This window comes from Bradyrhizobium sp. NBAIM03, assembly GCF_020194055.1.
Classification (GTDB): domain Bacteria; phylum Pseudomonadota; class Alphaproteobacteria; order Rhizobiales; family Xanthobacteraceae; genus Bradyrhizobium; species Bradyrhizobium yuanmingense.
The window spans coordinates 41,924-59,462 of record NZ_JADYVS010000020.1 but is presented as its reverse complement, the minus strand read 5'-3'; the positions used below and the strand labels follow the sequence as shown (position 1 = coordinate 59,462).

Genomic DNA, 17,539 nt, shown 5'->3' with positions numbered 1-17,539 from the left:
TTTGCCCACCCTACGGCACCATCGCCGGAGCTGCTACGCCCCCTGGTCGAACGCCTTGCGCAGGGCCACATAGCCCTGCTGCTGTTGACTCCAGTTGCGGCCGCCGGTCATGGCGCCGTCGACGACGAGATCGTGGCCGTTGATGAAGCTGGATTCGTCGCTGGCCAGGAACACTGCGGCCTGGGCGATATCTTCAGGAAGACCCGCGCGGGGGATCGGCTGCGCGGTCTTGTAGACTTCGCGCATCACCGCCGGCGTCTTCTCGGCGGCATCGGTCGAGAGCCCCAGCGCCTTGCCGAAGATGCCGGTCGCGATCGCGCCGGGCGAGATCGAGTTGACGCGAACGTTGGATTCGCCGAGCTCCATCGCCACGCATTTAGTGAGATGGATCACCGCCGCCTTGGCCGCGCCATAGACCATCGACGACGAGAAGCCGGCGAGGCGGCCGGCAATGCTGCCATTGTTGATGATGCTGCCCCCGCCCTGCTTCTTCATGTAGGGCGCGGCGTGCTTCATGCCGAGCATGACGCTGCGCACCAGTGTCGCCATCGCCGCATCGAACCGCTCGACCTCGAGGCCTTCGATGCCGCCGGTCTGTGCCGGCCCGCCGGCATTGTTGAACAGGCAATCGATCCTGCCGAACTTGTCGACCGCGAGCGCGATCAGCGCCTGCATCTGCGCTTCGACGGTGACGTCGGTCTGACGGAAGACGCAGCTTTCGCCGAGCTGCTTCGCCAGTGCCTCGCCTTCCGGTACGCGCCGGCCTGCGATCACAATTTTGGCACCTTCGGCAACGAAGACTTCCGCAGTGCGCAATCCGATGCCGCTCGTCGCCCCCGTGATCACCGCAACCTTGCCGTCCAGCCTGCCCATGGAATGTTCCTGTTTTCGAGTGATTTGATGCCAAATGGCGAGTGCCGGCCGCCGCCGTCGCCGCAGCGGTCACTATTCCTGCCCGCTTCCGACAAGGCAAGCTATGCTTGTATGGGCGGCATGCGTAACATTCTCACGGGCCGCTCGATCGTCGAACGCCTATCGCAACCAGGCAGGGCATGAGGAAGCTGATCGACGAGTTCCGCAAGGGCTGGCAGGGTGCGGCGCCGCCCTCTCTCGCTCTGAGCATCGGCTTTGCGGTGGTCTGCCTGTTGGCTGCAACCCTGGTCCGCTGGGGCCTCGCTCAGGTTCGTCCCGACATCTATTTCACGCCGTACTTCCCGGCCGTTTTCTTTGCTGCGGCCCTGGGCGGATTCCGGATCGGCATCGTGACGGCGCTCGTCGGCGGCGTGCTCGGCGTCGCGCTGAATTTCGGCGATGCGTTTGCCGATCGCGCGCGGTTTGTCCTGCTGGCGCTTTACTGGACCGTGTGCGCGATCACCATCTGGGGTGTCGAGCACTATCGCACCATGTTGGCCGAGCAGCGCCGAATTTCCAGACGCCTGATCGAGGAAGAAGATTATCGCAAGCTGCTGGTCGAGGAGCTCCAGCATCGGCTGAAGAACAAGCTGTCGACGGTGCATGCCGTGGTGCACCAGGTGTTGCACGACCAGCCGCAGGTCTGGGCCCGGGTCGATCCGCGGCTGCGCTCGCTGGCCGCAACCGATGATTTGATCTCGCGGATCGACAAAGCCGGCTGCGACATCCGCGACCTCCTGATCTCCGAGCTCGGGCCTTACGGCCATGTCCGCTTCACACTCAACGGCGAGCGGCTGTTCCTGCCGCCCAAGCTCGCGGTCACGCTGTCATTGATGTTTCACGAGCTTGCCACCAATGCAGGCAAGTACGGCGCATTCTCCTCACCGCGCGGTCTGTTGCAGGTGTCATGGACCATCACCGACGACCGCCTGACGATCACCTGGGACGAAACCGAAGGACCGAGCGTGGACAAGGTGTCGGAGCCCGGCTTCGGCACCAAGCTCTTGAAGTCGGCGCTGTCGGCTTTCGACGGCAAAACTGAGATCTCGTATCTGAAAACCGGGCTGCATTGCATCATGCAGTGTCGAATTCCGCGAAGCGAGTAGACGTCGCAACATGTAAGGTGTCCTCCTTGCTGCCCGCGCGGTGGCGCAATCGCGTGTGGCACTTGCGCGACCTGAGCAAGCGCCTCGTCCTTCGAGACGACCGCTTCGCGGTCTCCTCAGGATGAGGCTAAGCGGCATCGGTGCTCGGGTGATATCGCGCAGCGCACTCCGGCCCTCATCCTGAGGGCCCGCCCACGGCGGGCGTCTCGAAGGATGGCCGCAGGCGAAATCGCTCCCACGCGGATACTTCGCTGTTTCGCCGAGCGCGTTGACGCTCCGTTAATGACGATCGCCAGCGCGCGTCGGATCGTCGCAAGTTTTCTCCAAAACACCCCCGTATTTCTCCTGACCCCTTAACCAAACTTAAGAGGGAACCGCGGAAGATCGCGCCCATTGCAAAGGCGCGCTGAAACAACAAGATTCATGACTTCTATGAACGACAATCAATATTCCGGCGCGACTGAAGCCGAGCTCGGTTTTCTCAAGGAAATCGTTAGAATGCTGCCGGCCGGCCTCACCGTGCAGGACGCGCATGGCGAGTTGCTGCTGGTCAACGATGCCGCCGCCGCGCAGCTCGGCCTGGACGGCAGCCGTCCTTCACCCGATCTGACGCCGCGGCGCGAGGCCTGCCGCCAGGCCCTGAGCGACGGGCAGCCGGTCGTGACCGAGGAAGCGCTTCACGTCGGCGCCGCGCGAAAGGTGCTGCTCACGACCCATCGCCCCGTTCGTCTCGACGGACGCGAGCTGCTGATCTCGGCATCCTCCGACATCACCGAGCAGAAGAATTTCGAGGACCAGCTGTTCCGCTCGGCCTATTTCGACGAGCTGACCGGGCTGCCCTCGCGCCGCGTGATCGAGCACCGCGCCAATGCCCTGCTCGCGCACGACCGCAGCGGCGAACGTTTTGCGCTGGCCTTTCTCGACGTCGACAATTTCAAGCACATTAACGACTATTACGGCCACGCCGTGGGCGACGCGCTGCTGGTCGAGCTGGCGAAGCGGCTCGGACGGGACTTGCGCGATTCCGACATGCTCTCGCGCATCTCGGGCGACGAATTCCTGCTGCTGCTGTCACCGGTCCAGAGCCAGGAGGAAGTCGCCGAATTCATGCAATCGACGCTGGAGCGGCTGACCGCGCCGTTCTTCATCGACCATTCGGAAGTGTTCGCCTCGACCTCGGTCGGCATCAGCCTCTATCCCGACCATGGACGCAGCTTCGAAACGCTGCGGCAGAACGCGGACATCGCGATGTACCGCATCAAGAACAATGGCAAGGGACTGGCCGCCTTCTTCGATGCCAGCATGGAGCGCGAGGCGCAGGCGCGCATGAAGGTCGAGCAGTCGCTGCGGCTCGCCATCCTGGAAAAGCGCTTCTGCTGCGCCTTCCAGTCCAAGGTCGACATCCGCACCCAGGCCGTGAAGGGCATCGAGGCCCTGGTGCGCCTGCGCGACGACGAAGGCGTGATCCAGGCGCCCGGCTCGTTCATCAATCTTGCCGGCGAGCTCGGCCTGATCGACGAGCTGACCCATCTCGTGCTCGCCGAGATCGTCAAGTCGATCGACCTGATCAACGACACGTTCGGCCCGGAAGCGACCATCAGCATCAACGTTGCCGCCAAGCAGGCCGGCAATCCCGAATTCATGCGCAGCTTTGCGCAGGCGCTGGAGGAGACCGGCTTTCCGCAGCGCTTCATGATCGAGGTGACGGAAGATGCTTTCGTCGCCAAGAATCATTTTCAGGACGAGATCCTGCCGATGTTCCGCAAGCTCGGCGTCGGCGTCTCGATCGACGATTTCGGCACCGGCTATTCCTCGCTCTCGGCGCTGGCCGACATCACCGCCGACGAGATCAAGATCGACCGCTCCTTCATCACCGACATTCATAATCGTCCGCGCAGCCAGGGTATCCTGCGCGCGATCGAATCCTTGAGCGAGGCGCTCGGCATGACGGTGATCGCCGAAGGCCTCGAAACCTACGAGGAGCTGGCCTATCTGCAGGCCGCCACCAAGATCCGCTACGCGCAGGGCTATTATTTCTCCCGGCCGATTTTCCTGGAGGAGCTGAAGCTCGCAACGCCCGCCTCGAGCGATGCGCGGGTCAGCGTGGCAAGCCGCCCGGCGCAACAGAACCGCCAGGGCTATTCGCGGGCGAGCGGGTACCGGCGGTAGGGGCGGCGCGACACATACCGCTGTCGTCCCGGGGCGCGAAGCGAGCCCGGGACCCATACCCAAAGGGAGCAATTTAGCGAAGACTCGGAGTGGGAGCGTCGCGCAGCAACTGCGCCTTGTGGTTATGGGTCCCGGGCTCGCGCTTTGCGCGCCTCGGGACGACAGCGATTGCTGAGCTGGGTTCAGCGCCCATTCCTCCTTTGGCGCCATTTCCCCCTTTGAAATCGCTGGACTTTTGCTAATACACGGGGCGGACCTCCCCGAGGTATCTCATGCCTGCCGCCGCCTCCTCGATCAGCGATCCCGCCTATCTCCGTGCGCGCGCGATGGAAACGCTGTTCGAGCGGCTGGAGAAGCTCTGCGAGGGCGCGATTGCGATCGATCGCGGCGGGCGCGTCGTCTACGTCAACGAGAAATATCTTGCCGCGCTCGGTCTCGACCATGCCAGCGAGGCGATCGGCCGGTCGATCGAGGAGGTCATCCCGAACAGCCTGATGCGGAAGGTGGCCGAGACCGGCGAGCCGATCCTGCTCGACATCATGGAGCTCGGCGGCGAGCAACTCGTCGTCACCCGCATGCCGATCGAGGACGAGAACGGGACGGTGATCGGCGCGATCGGCTTCGTGCTCTATGATCATCTCGAAAGCCTGAAGCCCCTGCTCGCCCGCGTCGCCCAGCTCGAGAGCGATCTGCGGCTGGCGCGGCGGCAATTGTCCAACGCCCGCGCGGCGCGCTTCACCTTTGCCGATTTCGTCGGCACGACGCCGGCGATCGCGCGCGCCAAGGAGATCGCCAGCCGCGCCGCGCGGCAGAGCGTCACCGTCCTGCTCACCGGCGAAACCGGGACGGGCAAGGAGATGCTGGCACAGGCGATTCACAACGCCTCCTCGCGCGCCGACAAGCCGTTCGTCAGCGTCAACGTCGCCGCGATCCCCGAGACGCTGATCGAATCGGAGTTCTTCGGCACTGCGCCGGGCGCCTATACCGGCGCCGACCGACGGGGACGCGAGGGCAAGTTCCGCATCGCTGACGGCGGCACGCTGTTCCTCGACGAGATCGGCGAGATGCCGCTGCAATTGCAGGCCAAGCTGCTGCGGGTGCTGCAGGAGCGCGAGATCGAGCCGCTCGGCTCGGACAAGATCACCAGGGTCGACGTCCGCGTCATCGCCGCGACCAATGTGGACCTGCGCAAGCGTGTCAGCGACGGCGCATTTCGCGCCGATCTCTACTACCGGCTCAACGTGCTTTCGGTCGACCTGCCGCCGCTGCGTCAGTGCCTCGACGATCTCCCCGACATTTGCGCCCGGCTGCTCGACGACATCAGCGCGTCCGGCGACTACGTCAAGGCGAAGATCACGCCGAGCGCGCTCGCTGCGCTCGCCCGTTACGATTGGCCGGGCAATGTCCGCGAGCTCCGCAACATCCTCGAGCGCGCGCTGATCCTCAGCGATTCCGGGCGGCTCACCGGCGAGGATGTCGCCCGCATTCTCCCCATCGGCACCGAGGTCAGGCTTGCACCGGCCGAGCGCCCGGCCGGATTGGTGGTACCCTATGCCGAGGCCGAGGCCGAGTTCGAGAAGCAGACGCTCGAACAGGCGCTCGCCGCCAGCAACGGCCAGATCGCCGAGGCCGCCAGGATGCTGCGGATCTCGCGCGCGACCTTCTACAAGAAGCTCGCCAAGTTCGGCCTCGCCTCGGGATCGGCGCCCGTCTGAGTTTCGAGACACCGGACTGTCCGGAGTCTCGGATTCCGGACACCGCACCCGGCTGCTCTTCCGGGACAGATTGCAGGCAATTGCCGCAGATTTCAGCGGTTTTGCGCGACGTTGCGGGATCTGGCGCGGACCTTGCTCTCCGCTTTGCCGTCTTTCCTTCGCGAGGAGCAACCTGTTCCGGGGCAGCGCTTCGCGATAAGATCAAGCACAACAAGGCCTACGGTCCAGGGAGCGGGAGGAACGCCGTGAGCCATCATCCAGCTCTGCCTTACTTGCGCAATTCCGAGAAGGGCAAGGTCGTCTCGGCGAATGAAGCCGTCATGCTGATCCGCGACGGCGACACGGTGGCGACCGGCGGCTTCGTCGGCATCGGCTTTGCCGAGGAGATCGCCATCGCACTCGAAGAGCTCTATCTGTCCCATGAGGGCGATGCGCCCTATACGCAAGGCAAGCCGCGCAATCTGACGCTGGTCTATGCGGCCGGGCAGGGCGACGGCAAGCAGCGCGGCCTCAATCATTTCGGACATGAAGGCCTGGTGCGGCGCGTGATCGGCGGGCATTGGGGCCTTGTGCCGAAACTGCAGCAGCTCGCGATCGCGAACCAGATCGAGGCCTATAACCTGCCGCAGGGGGTCATCACCCATCTGTTCCGCGACATCGCCGCGCACCGGCCCGGCCACATCACCCGCGTCGGCATGGGCACCTTCGTCGATCCCCGGCACGGCGGCGGCAAGCTGAACGCACGCACCACCGAGGACCTGGTGGAGCTGATCACGCTGCGCGGCGAGGAGTGCCTGCTCTACAAGACCTTCCCGATCGATGTCGGGATCATCCGCGCCACCACCGGCGATCCCGACGGCAATCTCACCATGGAGAAGGAGGCCCTGACGCTGGAGGCGCTCGCCATCGCCATGGCGGCGCATAATTCCGGCGGCATCGTCATCGCCCAGGTCGAGCGCGTCGCCGAGGCCGGCAGCCTCAATCCGCGCCAGGTCAAGATTCCCGGCATCCTGGTCGACTGCGTCGTGGTGTCGAGGCCCGAGAACCACTGGCAGACTTTCGGCACGCAATACAATCCGGCCTTCTCGAGCGAGATCCGGGTCCGCGCCGCCTCGCTGCCGGTGATGCCGATCAGCGAGCGCAAGATCATCGCCCGGCGCGCGGCGCTGGAGCTGAAGGCCAACAGCGTCGTCAATCTCGGCATCGGCATGCCCGAGGGGATCGCCTCGGTCGCCAATGAAGAGCGGATCATCGACCTCATCACGCTGACGGCGGAGCCAGGCGTGATCGGCGGCATCCCGGCGAGCGGCATCGATTTCGGCGCGGCGATCAACACGCAGGCGGTGATCGACCAGCCCTACCAGTTCGACTTCTACGACGGCGGCGGTTTGGACGCCGCCTTCCTTGGGCTTGCCCAGGTCGATCGCGCCGGCAACCTCAACGTCAGCAAGTTCGGGCCGAAGCTCGCAGGCGCTGGCGGCTTCATCAACATCAGCCAGAACGCCAAGGAAGTGATCTTCGTCGGCACGTTCGGTGCGGGCAAGCAACGCATCGCGGTAAAGGACGGCAAGCTCGTCATCCTGGGCGAGGCCACGTCGCGCAAATTCGTCGAGAATGTCGAGCACGTCACCTTCAGCGGCCCGTTTGCCGCCGCGCGCAAGCAACGCACCCTTTACGTCACCGAGCGCTGCGTGTTCGAGCTCCGGGAGGACGGGCTCGAGCTCGTCGAGGTCGCGCCCGGCATCGACATCGAGCGCGACATCCTGCGCCTGATGGACTTGAAGCCGCTGATCCCGCGCGACCCCGCCCTGATGGACGCGCGCATCTTCGGCGACGGCCTGATGGATCTGCGCGAGCGCCTGCTCACCATCCCGCTCGACCAGCGCTTCACGCTGGACGAGCAGCAGAACCTGTTCTTCGTCAATCTCGAGCGCTTTCCGCTGCGCAGCAAGGCGGAGATCGACACCATCGCCGCCATCGTCGAGGCCCGCCTGGCGCCGCTCGGACGCCGCGTCTACGCCATCGTCAATTATGACAATTTTTCTATCCTGCCGGAACTGATGGACGATTATTCGGCCATGGTGCGCAGCCTCGTCGACCGCTTCTATTCCGGCGTGTCGCGCTACACCACGTCGGGTTTCCTGCGCATCAAGCTCGGCGAAGCCCTGGAGAAGCGCGGCGTCGCGCCGCACATCTTCGAGAGCGCGGAGGAAGCGCAGTCGGACTGGCGCCAGGTCGAGGCCGGCGCGGCGCGCAATGCGAGCCAGGCTCAAAAATGATGCATGCTCTCGCGCCGGCGCACGCCGCCGGAAGGATCAATTGCAATGTTCGTGACGTTGTGCAAATCGCTGTTGGCAGAAACTTTACATCAGGAGGGACCATCGTGCGTCGATCACTCATCATAACAACAACCATCCTCGCGCTCGGCGCGGGCACCTCCGCGCTCGCCGACGATCTCAAGATCGCGCTGATCTACGGCAAGACCGGTCCGCTCGAGGCCTACGCCAAGCAGACCGAGACCGGCCTGAAGATGGGATTCGAATACGCCACCAAGGGCAGCATGACGCTCGACGGCCGCAAGATCGTCATCATCACCAAGGACGACCAGGGCAAGCCGGACCTCGCCAAGGCCGCGCTCTCGGAGGCCTATCAGGATGACAAGGTCGATATCGCGATCGGCACGACCTCGTCGGCCGCGGCGCTCGCCATTCTTCCCGTCGCCGAGGAGAACAAGAAGATCCTGATCGTCGAGCCCGCGGTCGCGGACCAGATTACCGGCGAGAAATGGAATCGCTACATCTTCCGCACGGCGCGCAACTCCTCGCAGGACGCGATCTCCAACGCGGTCGCGATCGGCAAGCAGGGCGTTACCGTTGCGACGCTGGCGCAGGACTACGCCTTCGGCCGCGACGGGGTCGCCGCGTTCAAGGAAGCGCTCGCCAAGACCGGCGCGACGCTCGCGGCGGAAGAATATGCCCCGACCTCGACCACCGACTTCACCGCGGTCGGCCAGCGCCTGTTCGACGCGCTGAAGGACAAGCCGGGCCGCAAGGTGATCTGGGTGATTTGGGCCGGCGCCGGCAATCCGCTGGCCAAGCTCCAGGACATGGACCCGAAGCGCTACGGCATCGAGCTCTCCACCGGCGGCAATATCCTGCCGGCGCTCGCCGCCTATAAGGGTCTGCCCGGCATGGAAGGCGCGACCTACTACTTCTATGAGATCCCGAAGAACCCGGTGAACGACTGGCTCGTCGCCGAGCATCAGAAGCGCTTCAACGCGCCGCCGGACTTCTTCACCGCGGGCGGCTTTGCGGCTGCGATGTCCGTCGTCGCCGCCGTCACCAAGGCGAAGTCGACCGATACCGAGAAGCTGATTACCGCCATGGAAGGCATGGAGTTCGACACGCCCAAGGGCAAGATGGTGTTCCGGAAAGAGGACCATCAGGCGCTGCAGAGCATGTATCACTTCAAGGTCAAGGTCGATCCGAACGTCGCCTGGGCCGTGCTCGAGCCGGTGCGCGAGCTGAAGATCGAGGACATGAACGTTCCGATCAAGAACAAGCGGTGATGGCGCTCACCTCTCCCGCTTGCGGGAGAGGTCGCGCCGAAGGCGCTGGTGAGGGCTACCGCCCTCTCGTGGGACCTGTGCCCCCTCACCCGATTTGCTGCGCAAATCCTCTCCCCTCCGGGGGAGAGGTGTCACAACCGCCGACACGCTTGAACCCATGCCGCTCACCCTCGAAACCCGCGACCTCACCATCCGCTTCGGCGGCCATGTCGCGGTCAACAATGTCTCCTGCACGTTTCGCCCGGGCGAGCTCACCGCCATCGTCGGGCCGAACGGCGCCGGCAAGACTACCTATTTCAATCTGATCTCGGGCCAGCTGCGGGCATCCGGCGGCAGCATCGTGTTCGACGGCGCCGACATCACCGAGCATTCCGCACCAATGCGCACCCGTGCGGGTCTCGGACGTGCTTTCCAGCTCACCAATCTCTTCCCGAACCTCTCAGTGGAAGAGAATGTCCGCCTCGCGGTGCAGGCGGCAGCGGGCACGCATTACGACATGCTGCGGCCCTGGATGGTGCGCCGCGACCTGATCGCGCGCGCCGACGCCATTCTCGACCAGGTCGCGCTCGGCAATCGCCGCGGCGTCACTGCGACCGCGTTGTCGCATGGCGACCAGCGCAAGCTCGAGGTGGCGCTGATGATCGCGCTCGAGCCAAAAGTCTTCATGTTCGACGAGCCGACCGCCGGCATGAGCATCGACGAGGTGCCGATCGTCCTGAACCTGATCGCGCAGCTCAAGCAGGACAGGAGCAAGATCATCCTCTTGGTCGAGCACAAGATGGACGTGGTGCGCTCGCTCGCCGACCGCATCATCGTGCTGCATAACGGGCAGCTGGTGGCGGACGGCGCACCCGCCGAGGTGATCGCCTCGCCGATCGTGCAGGAAGCCTATCTCGGCATCGCGCCCAAGAACGCTGCAGGGAGCGCAGCATGAGCGATCTCCTCAAGCTTTCCGGCGTGCACACCCATATCGGGCGCTATCACATCCTCCAGGGCATCGATCTCACGGTGCCGGAAGGACAGGTCACGATGCTGCTCGGCCGCAACGGCGCCGGCAAGACCACGACGCTGCGCACCATCATGGGGCTGTGGCAGGCCTCGAAAGGCGAGATCACCCTGGCAGGCCAGCGCATCGAGAGCCTTGCGACGCCCGACATCGCGCGGCTCGGCGTCGGCTACGTGCCGGAGAGCATGGCCGTGTTCTCCGATCTCACGGTGAAGGAGAACCTGGTGCTGGCGGCGCGCGACGCGCCGCTCGACGACAAGCAGCTGGATTGGATCTTCGGCTTCTTCCCGGCGCTGCGCCGCTTCTGGCTGTCGCGCGCGGGAAGCCTGTCGGGCGGGCAGAAGCAGATGCTGTCGATCGCCCGCGCGATCGTCGAGCCGCGCAAGCTGCTCCTGATCGACGAGCCGACCAAGGGCCTCGCGCCCGCCATCGTGATGGCGCTGATCGAGTGCCTGAAGGAGATCAAGCGCAAGGGCGCCACGATCCTGATGGTCGAGCAGAATTTCTTTGCCGCCCGCGAGCTCGGCGACAACGTGCTGGTGATGGACAACGGCACCATCGTTCATCGCGGCGAGATGGCGGCACTCGCCGCCGACGTGCCGCTGCAGGAGCGGCTGCTCGGCCTGAGCCTGGAGGCGCATCAGTGACAGACCTTGCCGCAACCGATCCGCTGCCGAAGCCGAAACGCGATCTCGCGCCGATCCTGCTGCCGCTCGCGCTCGCGCTGCTGATGATCCCGCTGATCGGATCGACCTCGTCCTGGCTGACGCTGACCGTCGCGAGCCTCGCCATGGGCATGATGATCTTCATCATGGCCTCAGGGCTAACGCTGGTGTTCGGCCTGATGGACGTGCTCAATTTCGGCCACGGCGCCTTCATCGCCGTCGGCGCCTATGTCGCGACCCTGGTGCTGGCGCCGTTCGCGGCGTCCATCCAGGCCGATTCGCTCTGGATGAACCTCGCGGTGCTGGGGCCAGCCGCGCTGCTCTCAATGGCGGTGTCGGGTGCGCTCGGCCTCGTCGTCGAGCGCGTGCTCATCCTTCCCGTCTACGGCCAGCACCTGAAGCAGATCCTGATGACCACCGGCGGCCTGATCGTCGCCGAGCAGACGCTCTATGCGCTGTGGGGGCCGCAGATCATCCCGATGCCGCTGCCGGCCTCGCTGCGCGGCTCCTTCATCATCGGCGACGTCGCGATCGCCAAGTACCGCGTGCTGGCGATGCTGATCGGGCTTTCCGTCTTCATCGCGATCCAGCTCGTGCTCAACCGCACCAAGCTCGGCCTCCTGATCCGCGCCGGCGTCGAGAACCGCGAGATGGTGGAGGCGCTCGGCTACCGCATCCGCCGCCTGTTCCTCGGCGTGTTCATGACCGGATCGGCGCTGGCCGGCCTCGGCGGCGTGATGTGGGCGCTTTACCGCGAGCAGGTGCACGCCTCCATGAGCGACGACCTCACCGTCCTGATCTTCATCGTCGTCATCATCGGCGGGTTGGGATCGATCGGCGGCTGCTTCATCGGCGCCATCCTCGTCGCCATGGTCGCCAATTACGGCGGCTTCCTGGTGCCGAAGCTCGCCCTCGTCTCCAACATCCTGCTGATGGTCGCCATTCTGATGTGGCGGCCGCGCGGCCTCTATGCGGTGACCAGCCGATGATGATCCTCTCAGGCGATCCGCCGCGCAGCCGCGTCCTGACGCTCGTTCTCGTCGTCATCATCCTGGCGCTGGCGGCAACGCCATTCCTGTTCCCGGGCGCCAAGGCACTGAACGTTGCGGCCAAGATCTGCATCTTCGCAGCCCTCGTCGCCTCCTACGATCTCCTGCTCGGCTATACCGGGTCGGTGTCGTTCGCCCACACCATGTTCTACGGCATCGGCAGCTACGCGATCGCGATCGCGCTGTACGGCATGGGTCCGAACTGGGCCGCGGTCGCCACCGGCATCGTCGCCGGCCTGCCGCTCGCAGCCCTGCTTGCGCTCGCCATCGGGCTGTTCTCGCTGCGGGTCGCTGCGATCTTCTTCGCCATGATCACGCTTGCGGTCGCCTCGGCCTTCCAGGTGCTGGCCTCGCAGCTGTCCTGGCTGACCGGTGGTGAGGACGGGCGCAGCTTCCAGCTGCCGGAGCTGCTGCGCCCCGGCACGGTGCTGATCTCCAAGAACCTGTTCGGCTTCGAGATCAACGGCCGCATCCTGACCTTCTACCTGGTGTTCGCGATCTCGGCCCTGATGATCCTCGCTCTCCTCCGCGTGGTGAACTCGCCGTTCGGGCGCGTGCTGCAGGCGATCCGCGAGAACCGCTTTCGCGCCGAGGCGCTCGGCTTCCGCACCGTGTTCCACCTGACCTACGCCAACTGCCTCGCCGCCCTCGTCGCGGCCAGCGCCGGCATCCTGAATGCGCTGTGGCTGCGCTATGCCGGTCCCGACACCTCGCTGAGCTTCTCCATCATGCTGGACATCCTGCTGATGGTGGTGATCGGCGGCATGGGCACGATCTACGGCGCGATCATCGGCGCCACCATCTTCATCCTCGCCCAGAACTATCTGCAGTCGCTGATGGGCGTCGCCTCCAAGGCGGCAGGCGAAGCCGGGCTGCCGTTGCTGCCGGGGTTGTTGCATCCCGACCGCTGGCTGCTGTGGCTCGGGCTGCTATTCATCGCCAGCGTCTATTTCTTCCCGACCGGCGTGGTCGGACGGCTGCGCCATGGCGGCGGCAAGAAGACCGCCGGACCCGGGCATTAACCGATGATTCACGATGCGGCGCCGCGATTGCAGCGCGCGCGACAGAAGCGCCGCGTGCGATGGGCGCAGCGCTAGGATGGATGCGATCACACGAGCCGGATTAATGCTTAGGTAACTGGCTTTCCTAAGGTTTGCGCCATTTGTGCGGTGTATTCGTGGTCCTCCAGCGAGGGGGAATGCGCCAGGTCTTTGCCAAGGTAGCAGCCGGAATGTCTCTAGCCGCGAAGAACGGCTGGGAGGCCTTGGCGCGCCGCGGTCCTGTCCTGTGGCTGACCTTGTGCGGCGTATTTCTGGTCGCGGGCATTTTCATCGTCACGGCCATGGCGGTCGGCGAATTCCGCGAGCGGACCCTCGCCAACCGCGAGCGTGAGCTCGAAAACACGGTGAAGCTGATCGCGCGGCATTTCGATCAGCAATTCGAGGATTCCGACGTCGTCGCCGCCGACCTGATCGGACAGATGAACCTGGCGGAGATCACCTCGCCTGCGATGTTCCGCGAGCGCATGTCCGGGCCTGCGCCAAACCAGATGCTGCGCAGCAAGATCAGCTCCGTGTCGTATCTCGGCGACATCGCGATCTACGATGCCGAGGGCGATCTGATCAACTGGTCGCGGGCCCAGCCGCTGCCCAAGATCAACATCTCCTCGCGCGGCTATTTCCAGTCGTTCAAGTTCAACCCGGCGGCCGAGCCGGTCATCCTGGAATCGGTCCGCAGCCTCATCATCGGCAAATGGACCACGGTCGTCGCACGCCGGCTGCGCGGCGCGGACGGCACATTCCTCGGCGCCATGGTGCGGCGGATCGACCCGAGCAGCTATCAGCAATATTTCGCTTCGGTCGCGCTCGCCGACGGCACGGCCATCTCGCTGTTCGATCGCGAGGGCAAGATGCTGGCGCGCTATCCGCACGCCGAGGAGCTGATCGGGCGGAACTTCAAGGACGGGCCGCTGATGCAGAAAGTGCTGGCCGAAGGCGGACAGCAGACGCTCCGCGGCAGGAGCCCCGTCACCGGTGAGGAGCGGCTCGGCTCGGCTGCGTCGCTGACGCATTTCCCGCTGGTCATCATCGCCACCAACACCACGGCAGCGGCACTTGCGGACTGGCGGCAGCAAACCGGCTTCATGGTGGCCACGGCAGGCGTCGCGGCCAGCGTGATCGCGCTGATCCTCTATCTGATCATCCGCCAGATCAACCGGCAGAACCGCGAAGCCCAGCAGCGCATCGAAGCGGAGCGGCTGCGGCTCGACACCGCCCTCAACAACATGTCGCAAGGGCTGATCCTGTACGACGCGGGCGGCACCATCGTCACCTGCAACCGCCGCTACGCCGACATGTTCGGCCTGTCCCACGACGTCATCAAGCCCGGCTGCCACATCCGCGAGGCGATGTATCATCGCAAGGAGCGCGGCGCATTCGATGGCGATGTCGAAGCGTTTTGCGCCGACGTCATGAGGGTCGTCGCCGAAGGCACGGTCTCGACGAGAACGCATCAGCTGGCCAACGGCCGCGCCTTCCAGGTCATCAACACGCCGCTCGCGCAGGGCGGCTGGGTCGCCACGATCGAGGACATCACCGAGCAGCGCAATCTGGAGCAGGAGCGCGACCGCAACTACACCTTCCTGCGCGAGATCATCGACCATATCCCGTCACGGATCACCGTGAAGGATGCCCGCACGCGGCGCTACCTGCTGGCCAACCAGGTGGCCGAGCAACAACTCGGCGAAACCAGCAAGACGATCGTCGGCAAGACCGCGTTCGATCTCTATCCGGCAGAAACCGCCGGGATCATCACCCGGGACGACGACAAGCTGCTGCAATCGCCGGACGGGCTGTTCCTGGACGAGCACGTGTGGACCACGCCAAGCATCGGACGGCGCTACATCACGTCCACCCGGATCGGAATCCGCGACAGGTCGGGCGAGCCGCGCTACATCATCAATGTCGTCGAGGACGTCACCGAGCGGCGGCGCGATCACGAGAAGATCGCGCATATGGCGCATTACGACGCGCTGACCGACCTGCCGAACCGGGCCCTGTTCCGCGAGCAGATCGAATGCGAGCTGGAGAAGGTCGCCGAAGGCGGCCAGTTTGCGCTGCTCTACATCGACGTCGACGAGTTCAAGGGCATCAACGATTCGCTCGGTCATCACGTCGGCGACGAGCTGTTGAAGGCGATAGGCGGCCGTCTGCGCGGCTGTCTCAAGCAGGGCGATTTGATCGCGCGGCTCGGGGGCGACGAATTCGCCGTGATCCAGACCGACATCGGGTCTTCCGCCGACGTGCTGTCCTTCGTGAAGCGGATCTACCAGGCGATCCGGCAGCCCTATCATTGCCTCGGCCATCAGCTCTCCACCGATGCCAGCATCGGCATCGCGCTGGCGCCCCAGGACGGCGCCGATCTCGATCAGCTGGTCAAGAACGCCGACCTCGCGATGTACGGGGCCAAGGCCGAGGGGCGGCGCACCCACCGCTTCTTCGAGCCCGCAATGGATGCCTGCGCCAAGGCACGCCTCAGCATGGAGCAGGATTTACGCCAGGCCCTCGTCAACGGCGGCTTCGAGATTCACTATCAGCCGCTGGTCGACCTGCGCTCGGGTGAAGTCTCCGGCTGCGAGGCGCTGCTGCGCTGGCGCCATCCCCAGCGCGGCATGGTGTCGCCGGCGGAGTTCATTCCGGTCGCCGAGGACACCGGCCTCATCACCGAGCTCGGCGACTGGGTGCTGCGCACCGCCTGCAGTGAGGCCGCGACCTGGCCGGCGCATGTGCGCCTCGCGGTCAACGTCTCGCCCGTGCAGCTCAAATGCGACACGCTGGCGCTGCGAATCGCGGGCGCGCTCGCCGCCTCCGGCCTCGACCCGCGCCGGCTCGAGCTCGAGATCACCGAGGCCGTGCTGATCCGCGACGACGAGGCGGCGCTCTCGATCCTGCACCAGTTGCGGTCGATCGGCGTGCGCATCGCGCTCGACGATTTCGGCACCGGCTATTCCTCGCTGAGCTATCTGAAGCGCTTCCCGTTCGACAAGATCAAGATCGACCGCTGCTTCGTCGTCGACATCGCCGAGGCGAGCGGCTCGCCCATCATCGTGCAGGCGGTGGTGAACATCGCGGCCGCCAGCAGCATGACCACGGTCGCCGAGGGCGTCGAGACCGAGGCGCAGCGCGACATGCTGCGCGCGCTCGGCTGCACGCAGATGCAGGGCTATCTGTTCAGTGCACCGAAGCCGGCCAGCGAGGTACGCAAGCTGTTCGGTCCCTCCGATGGCTTGCCCGTGGCTGCGGTGGCCTGATGCCGAAGTCGCGCAAGGCGCTCGATGTCGCCGATTCCTACGCCGTCCGGCTGATGCAGCACCTCGTGGTGCCGACCTTCGTGATTGACCCGAAGCGCCGCGTCGTGATCTGGAACAGAGCCTGCGAGCGGCTGACCGGCGTCGGGGCCGCCGAAGTGATCGGCACCAGCAAGCACTGGCAGGCATTCTACGAGACGAAGCGCCCCTGCCTTGCCGACCTCGTCGCGCTCGACCGGCCCGAGCAGTTGCCGGAGTATTATTCGGAATATGCCGCGCGCGGCCACAACGGGCTCGGCTTCTCCGCGGAGAACTGGTGCGTGATGCCCAAGCTCGGCAGCCAGCTCTATCTCGCCATCGACGCCGGCCCGATCCACGACGAGGCCGGCAACCTGATCGCGGTGGTGGAGACTCTGCGCGACCTCACCGACCAGAAGCGCGCCGAGATGGCGCTGAAGGAGCTCGCGACCAAGGACGGGCTCACTGGCCTCGCGAACCGCCGCGCCTTCGACCAGATGCTGCTCGGCGAATGGGCCCGCGCCCAACGCACGCAGAAGCCGCTGGCCCTGCTGTTCGTCGACGTCGACCATTTCAAGCTGTTCAACGACCAGCACGGCCACCAGAGCGGCGACGAGTGCCTGCGCGCGGTGGCTGACGTCGTCAGCCGGCATGCGGTGCGCCCGCTCGACCTCGCCAGCCGCTATGGCGGCGAGGAGTTTGCGCTGATCCTCCCCGACATGGATTGCGACAGCGCCTGCATGGTGGCCGAGGCGATCCGCTGCGCCGTGATGGCCTTGGCGATCGCCCATGGCGCGATCGGCGCCGGCGACCACGTTACCCTCAGCGTCGGCGTCGCAAGCCATATTCCCGGCGGTGCCGACGGCGGCCCCGATGGGCTGCTCGGCGCGGCCGACGAGGCGCTCTATGTCGCCAAACGCCTCGGCCGCAACCGCGTCATCTGCGCCGACCGGGTTTTGGCCGAATTCGCCGCCCTCGGCGGCAAGCCGGTTCCGGACCCCGTCAAGCGCAAATCGGCCTGAAGC

12 protein-coding genes are annotated in these 17,539 nt (G+C 65.3%); 11 read left to right on the top strand and 1 reads right to left on the bottom strand.

Features of this window, described 5'->3' with window-relative positions; all coding sequences use genetic code 11:
* Window positions 1-33: 33 nt before the first annotated feature.
* Window positions 34-873 (bottom strand): SDR family oxidoreductase, encoded by an 840-nt coding sequence (locus tag I6F21_RS26335; RefSeq protein WP_036002369.1) that lies wholly within the window; start codon window positions 871-873, stop codon window positions 34-36.
* Window positions 874-1,052: 179 nt separating this feature from the next.
* Between I6F21_RS26335 and I6F21_RS26330 the strand changes: the two genes are divergently transcribed.
* The 11 genes from I6F21_RS26330 to I6F21_RS26280 all read left to right on the top strand — a co-directional run bounded on the left by I6F21_RS26330 (window position 1,053) and on the right by I6F21_RS26280 (window position 17,536).
* Window positions 1,053-2,018, top strand: coding sequence for an HWE histidine kinase domain-containing protein (locus I6F21_RS26330; RefSeq protein WP_225183672.1), 966 nt, complete (start codon window positions 1,053-1,055; stop codon window positions 2,016-2,018).
* Between the two features lie 432 nt (window positions 2,019-2,450).
* On the top strand, window positions 2,451-4,187 hold the full coding sequence (locus I6F21_RS26325; RefSeq protein WP_225183671.1) for an EAL domain-containing protein: 1,737 nt from the start codon (window positions 2,451-2,453) through the stop codon (window positions 4,185-4,187).
* 272 nt (window positions 4,188-4,459) lie between these two features.
* Window positions 4,460-5,902: a sigma 54-interacting transcriptional regulator gene (locus tag I6F21_RS26320; RefSeq protein ID WP_225183670.1), complete on the top strand. Its 1,443-nt coding sequence runs from the start codon at window positions 4,460-4,462 to the stop codon at window positions 5,900-5,902.
* Window positions 5,903-6,147: 245 nt separating this feature from the next.
* Entirely contained in the window at window positions 6,148-8,181 is a 2,034-nt protein-coding gene (locus I6F21_RS26315) for an acyl CoA:acetate/3-ketoacid CoA transferase (protein WP_225183669.1), read from the top strand.
* 104 nt (window positions 8,182-8,285) lie between these two features.
* Window positions 8,286-9,470, top strand: a complete 1,185-nt coding sequence (locus I6F21_RS26310) for a substrate-binding domain-containing protein (protein WP_057025907.1) — start codon at window positions 8,286-8,288, stop codon at window positions 9,468-9,470.
* Window positions 9,471-9,627: 157 nt separating this feature from the next.
* Window positions 9,628-10,404 carry an ABC transporter ATP-binding protein gene (locus I6F21_RS26305; RefSeq protein WP_036002389.1) on the top strand — a complete coding sequence of 259 codons (777 nt, stop codon included), beginning with the start codon at window positions 9,628-9,630 and terminating at the stop codon, window positions 10,402-10,404.
* Window positions 10,401-11,123, top strand: coding sequence for an ABC transporter ATP-binding protein (locus I6F21_RS26300; RefSeq protein WP_109142068.1), 723 nt, complete (start codon window positions 10,401-10,403; stop codon window positions 11,121-11,123). The genes I6F21_RS26305 and I6F21_RS26300 overlap by 4 nt, the downstream gene beginning before the upstream one ends.
* A complete protein-coding gene (locus tag I6F21_RS26295) occupies window positions 11,120-12,130 on the top strand; it encodes a branched-chain amino acid ABC transporter permease (protein ID WP_036002397.1) in 1,011 nt (336 codons plus the stop codon). The genes I6F21_RS26300 and I6F21_RS26295 overlap by 4 nt, the downstream gene beginning before the upstream one ends.
* Complete coding sequence (locus I6F21_RS26290) at window positions 12,127-13,212, top strand: branched-chain amino acid ABC transporter permease (RefSeq protein WP_225144832.1); 1,086 nt, start codon at window positions 12,127-12,129, stop codon at window positions 13,210-13,212. The genes I6F21_RS26295 and I6F21_RS26290 overlap by 4 nt, the downstream gene beginning before the upstream one ends.
* A gap of 176 nt (window positions 13,213-13,388) precedes the next feature.
* A complete protein-coding gene (locus I6F21_RS26285) occupies window positions 13,389-16,499 on the top strand; it encodes an EAL domain-containing protein (RefSeq protein ID WP_225183668.1) in 3,111 nt (1,036 codons plus the stop codon).
* Window positions 16,499-17,536: a diguanylate cyclase gene (locus I6F21_RS26280; RefSeq protein WP_225183667.1), complete on the top strand. Its 1,038-nt coding sequence runs from the start codon at window positions 16,499-16,501 to the stop codon at window positions 17,534-17,536. The genes I6F21_RS26285 and I6F21_RS26280 overlap by 1 nt, the downstream gene beginning before the upstream one ends.
* Window positions 17,537-17,539: the final 3 nt, after the last annotated feature.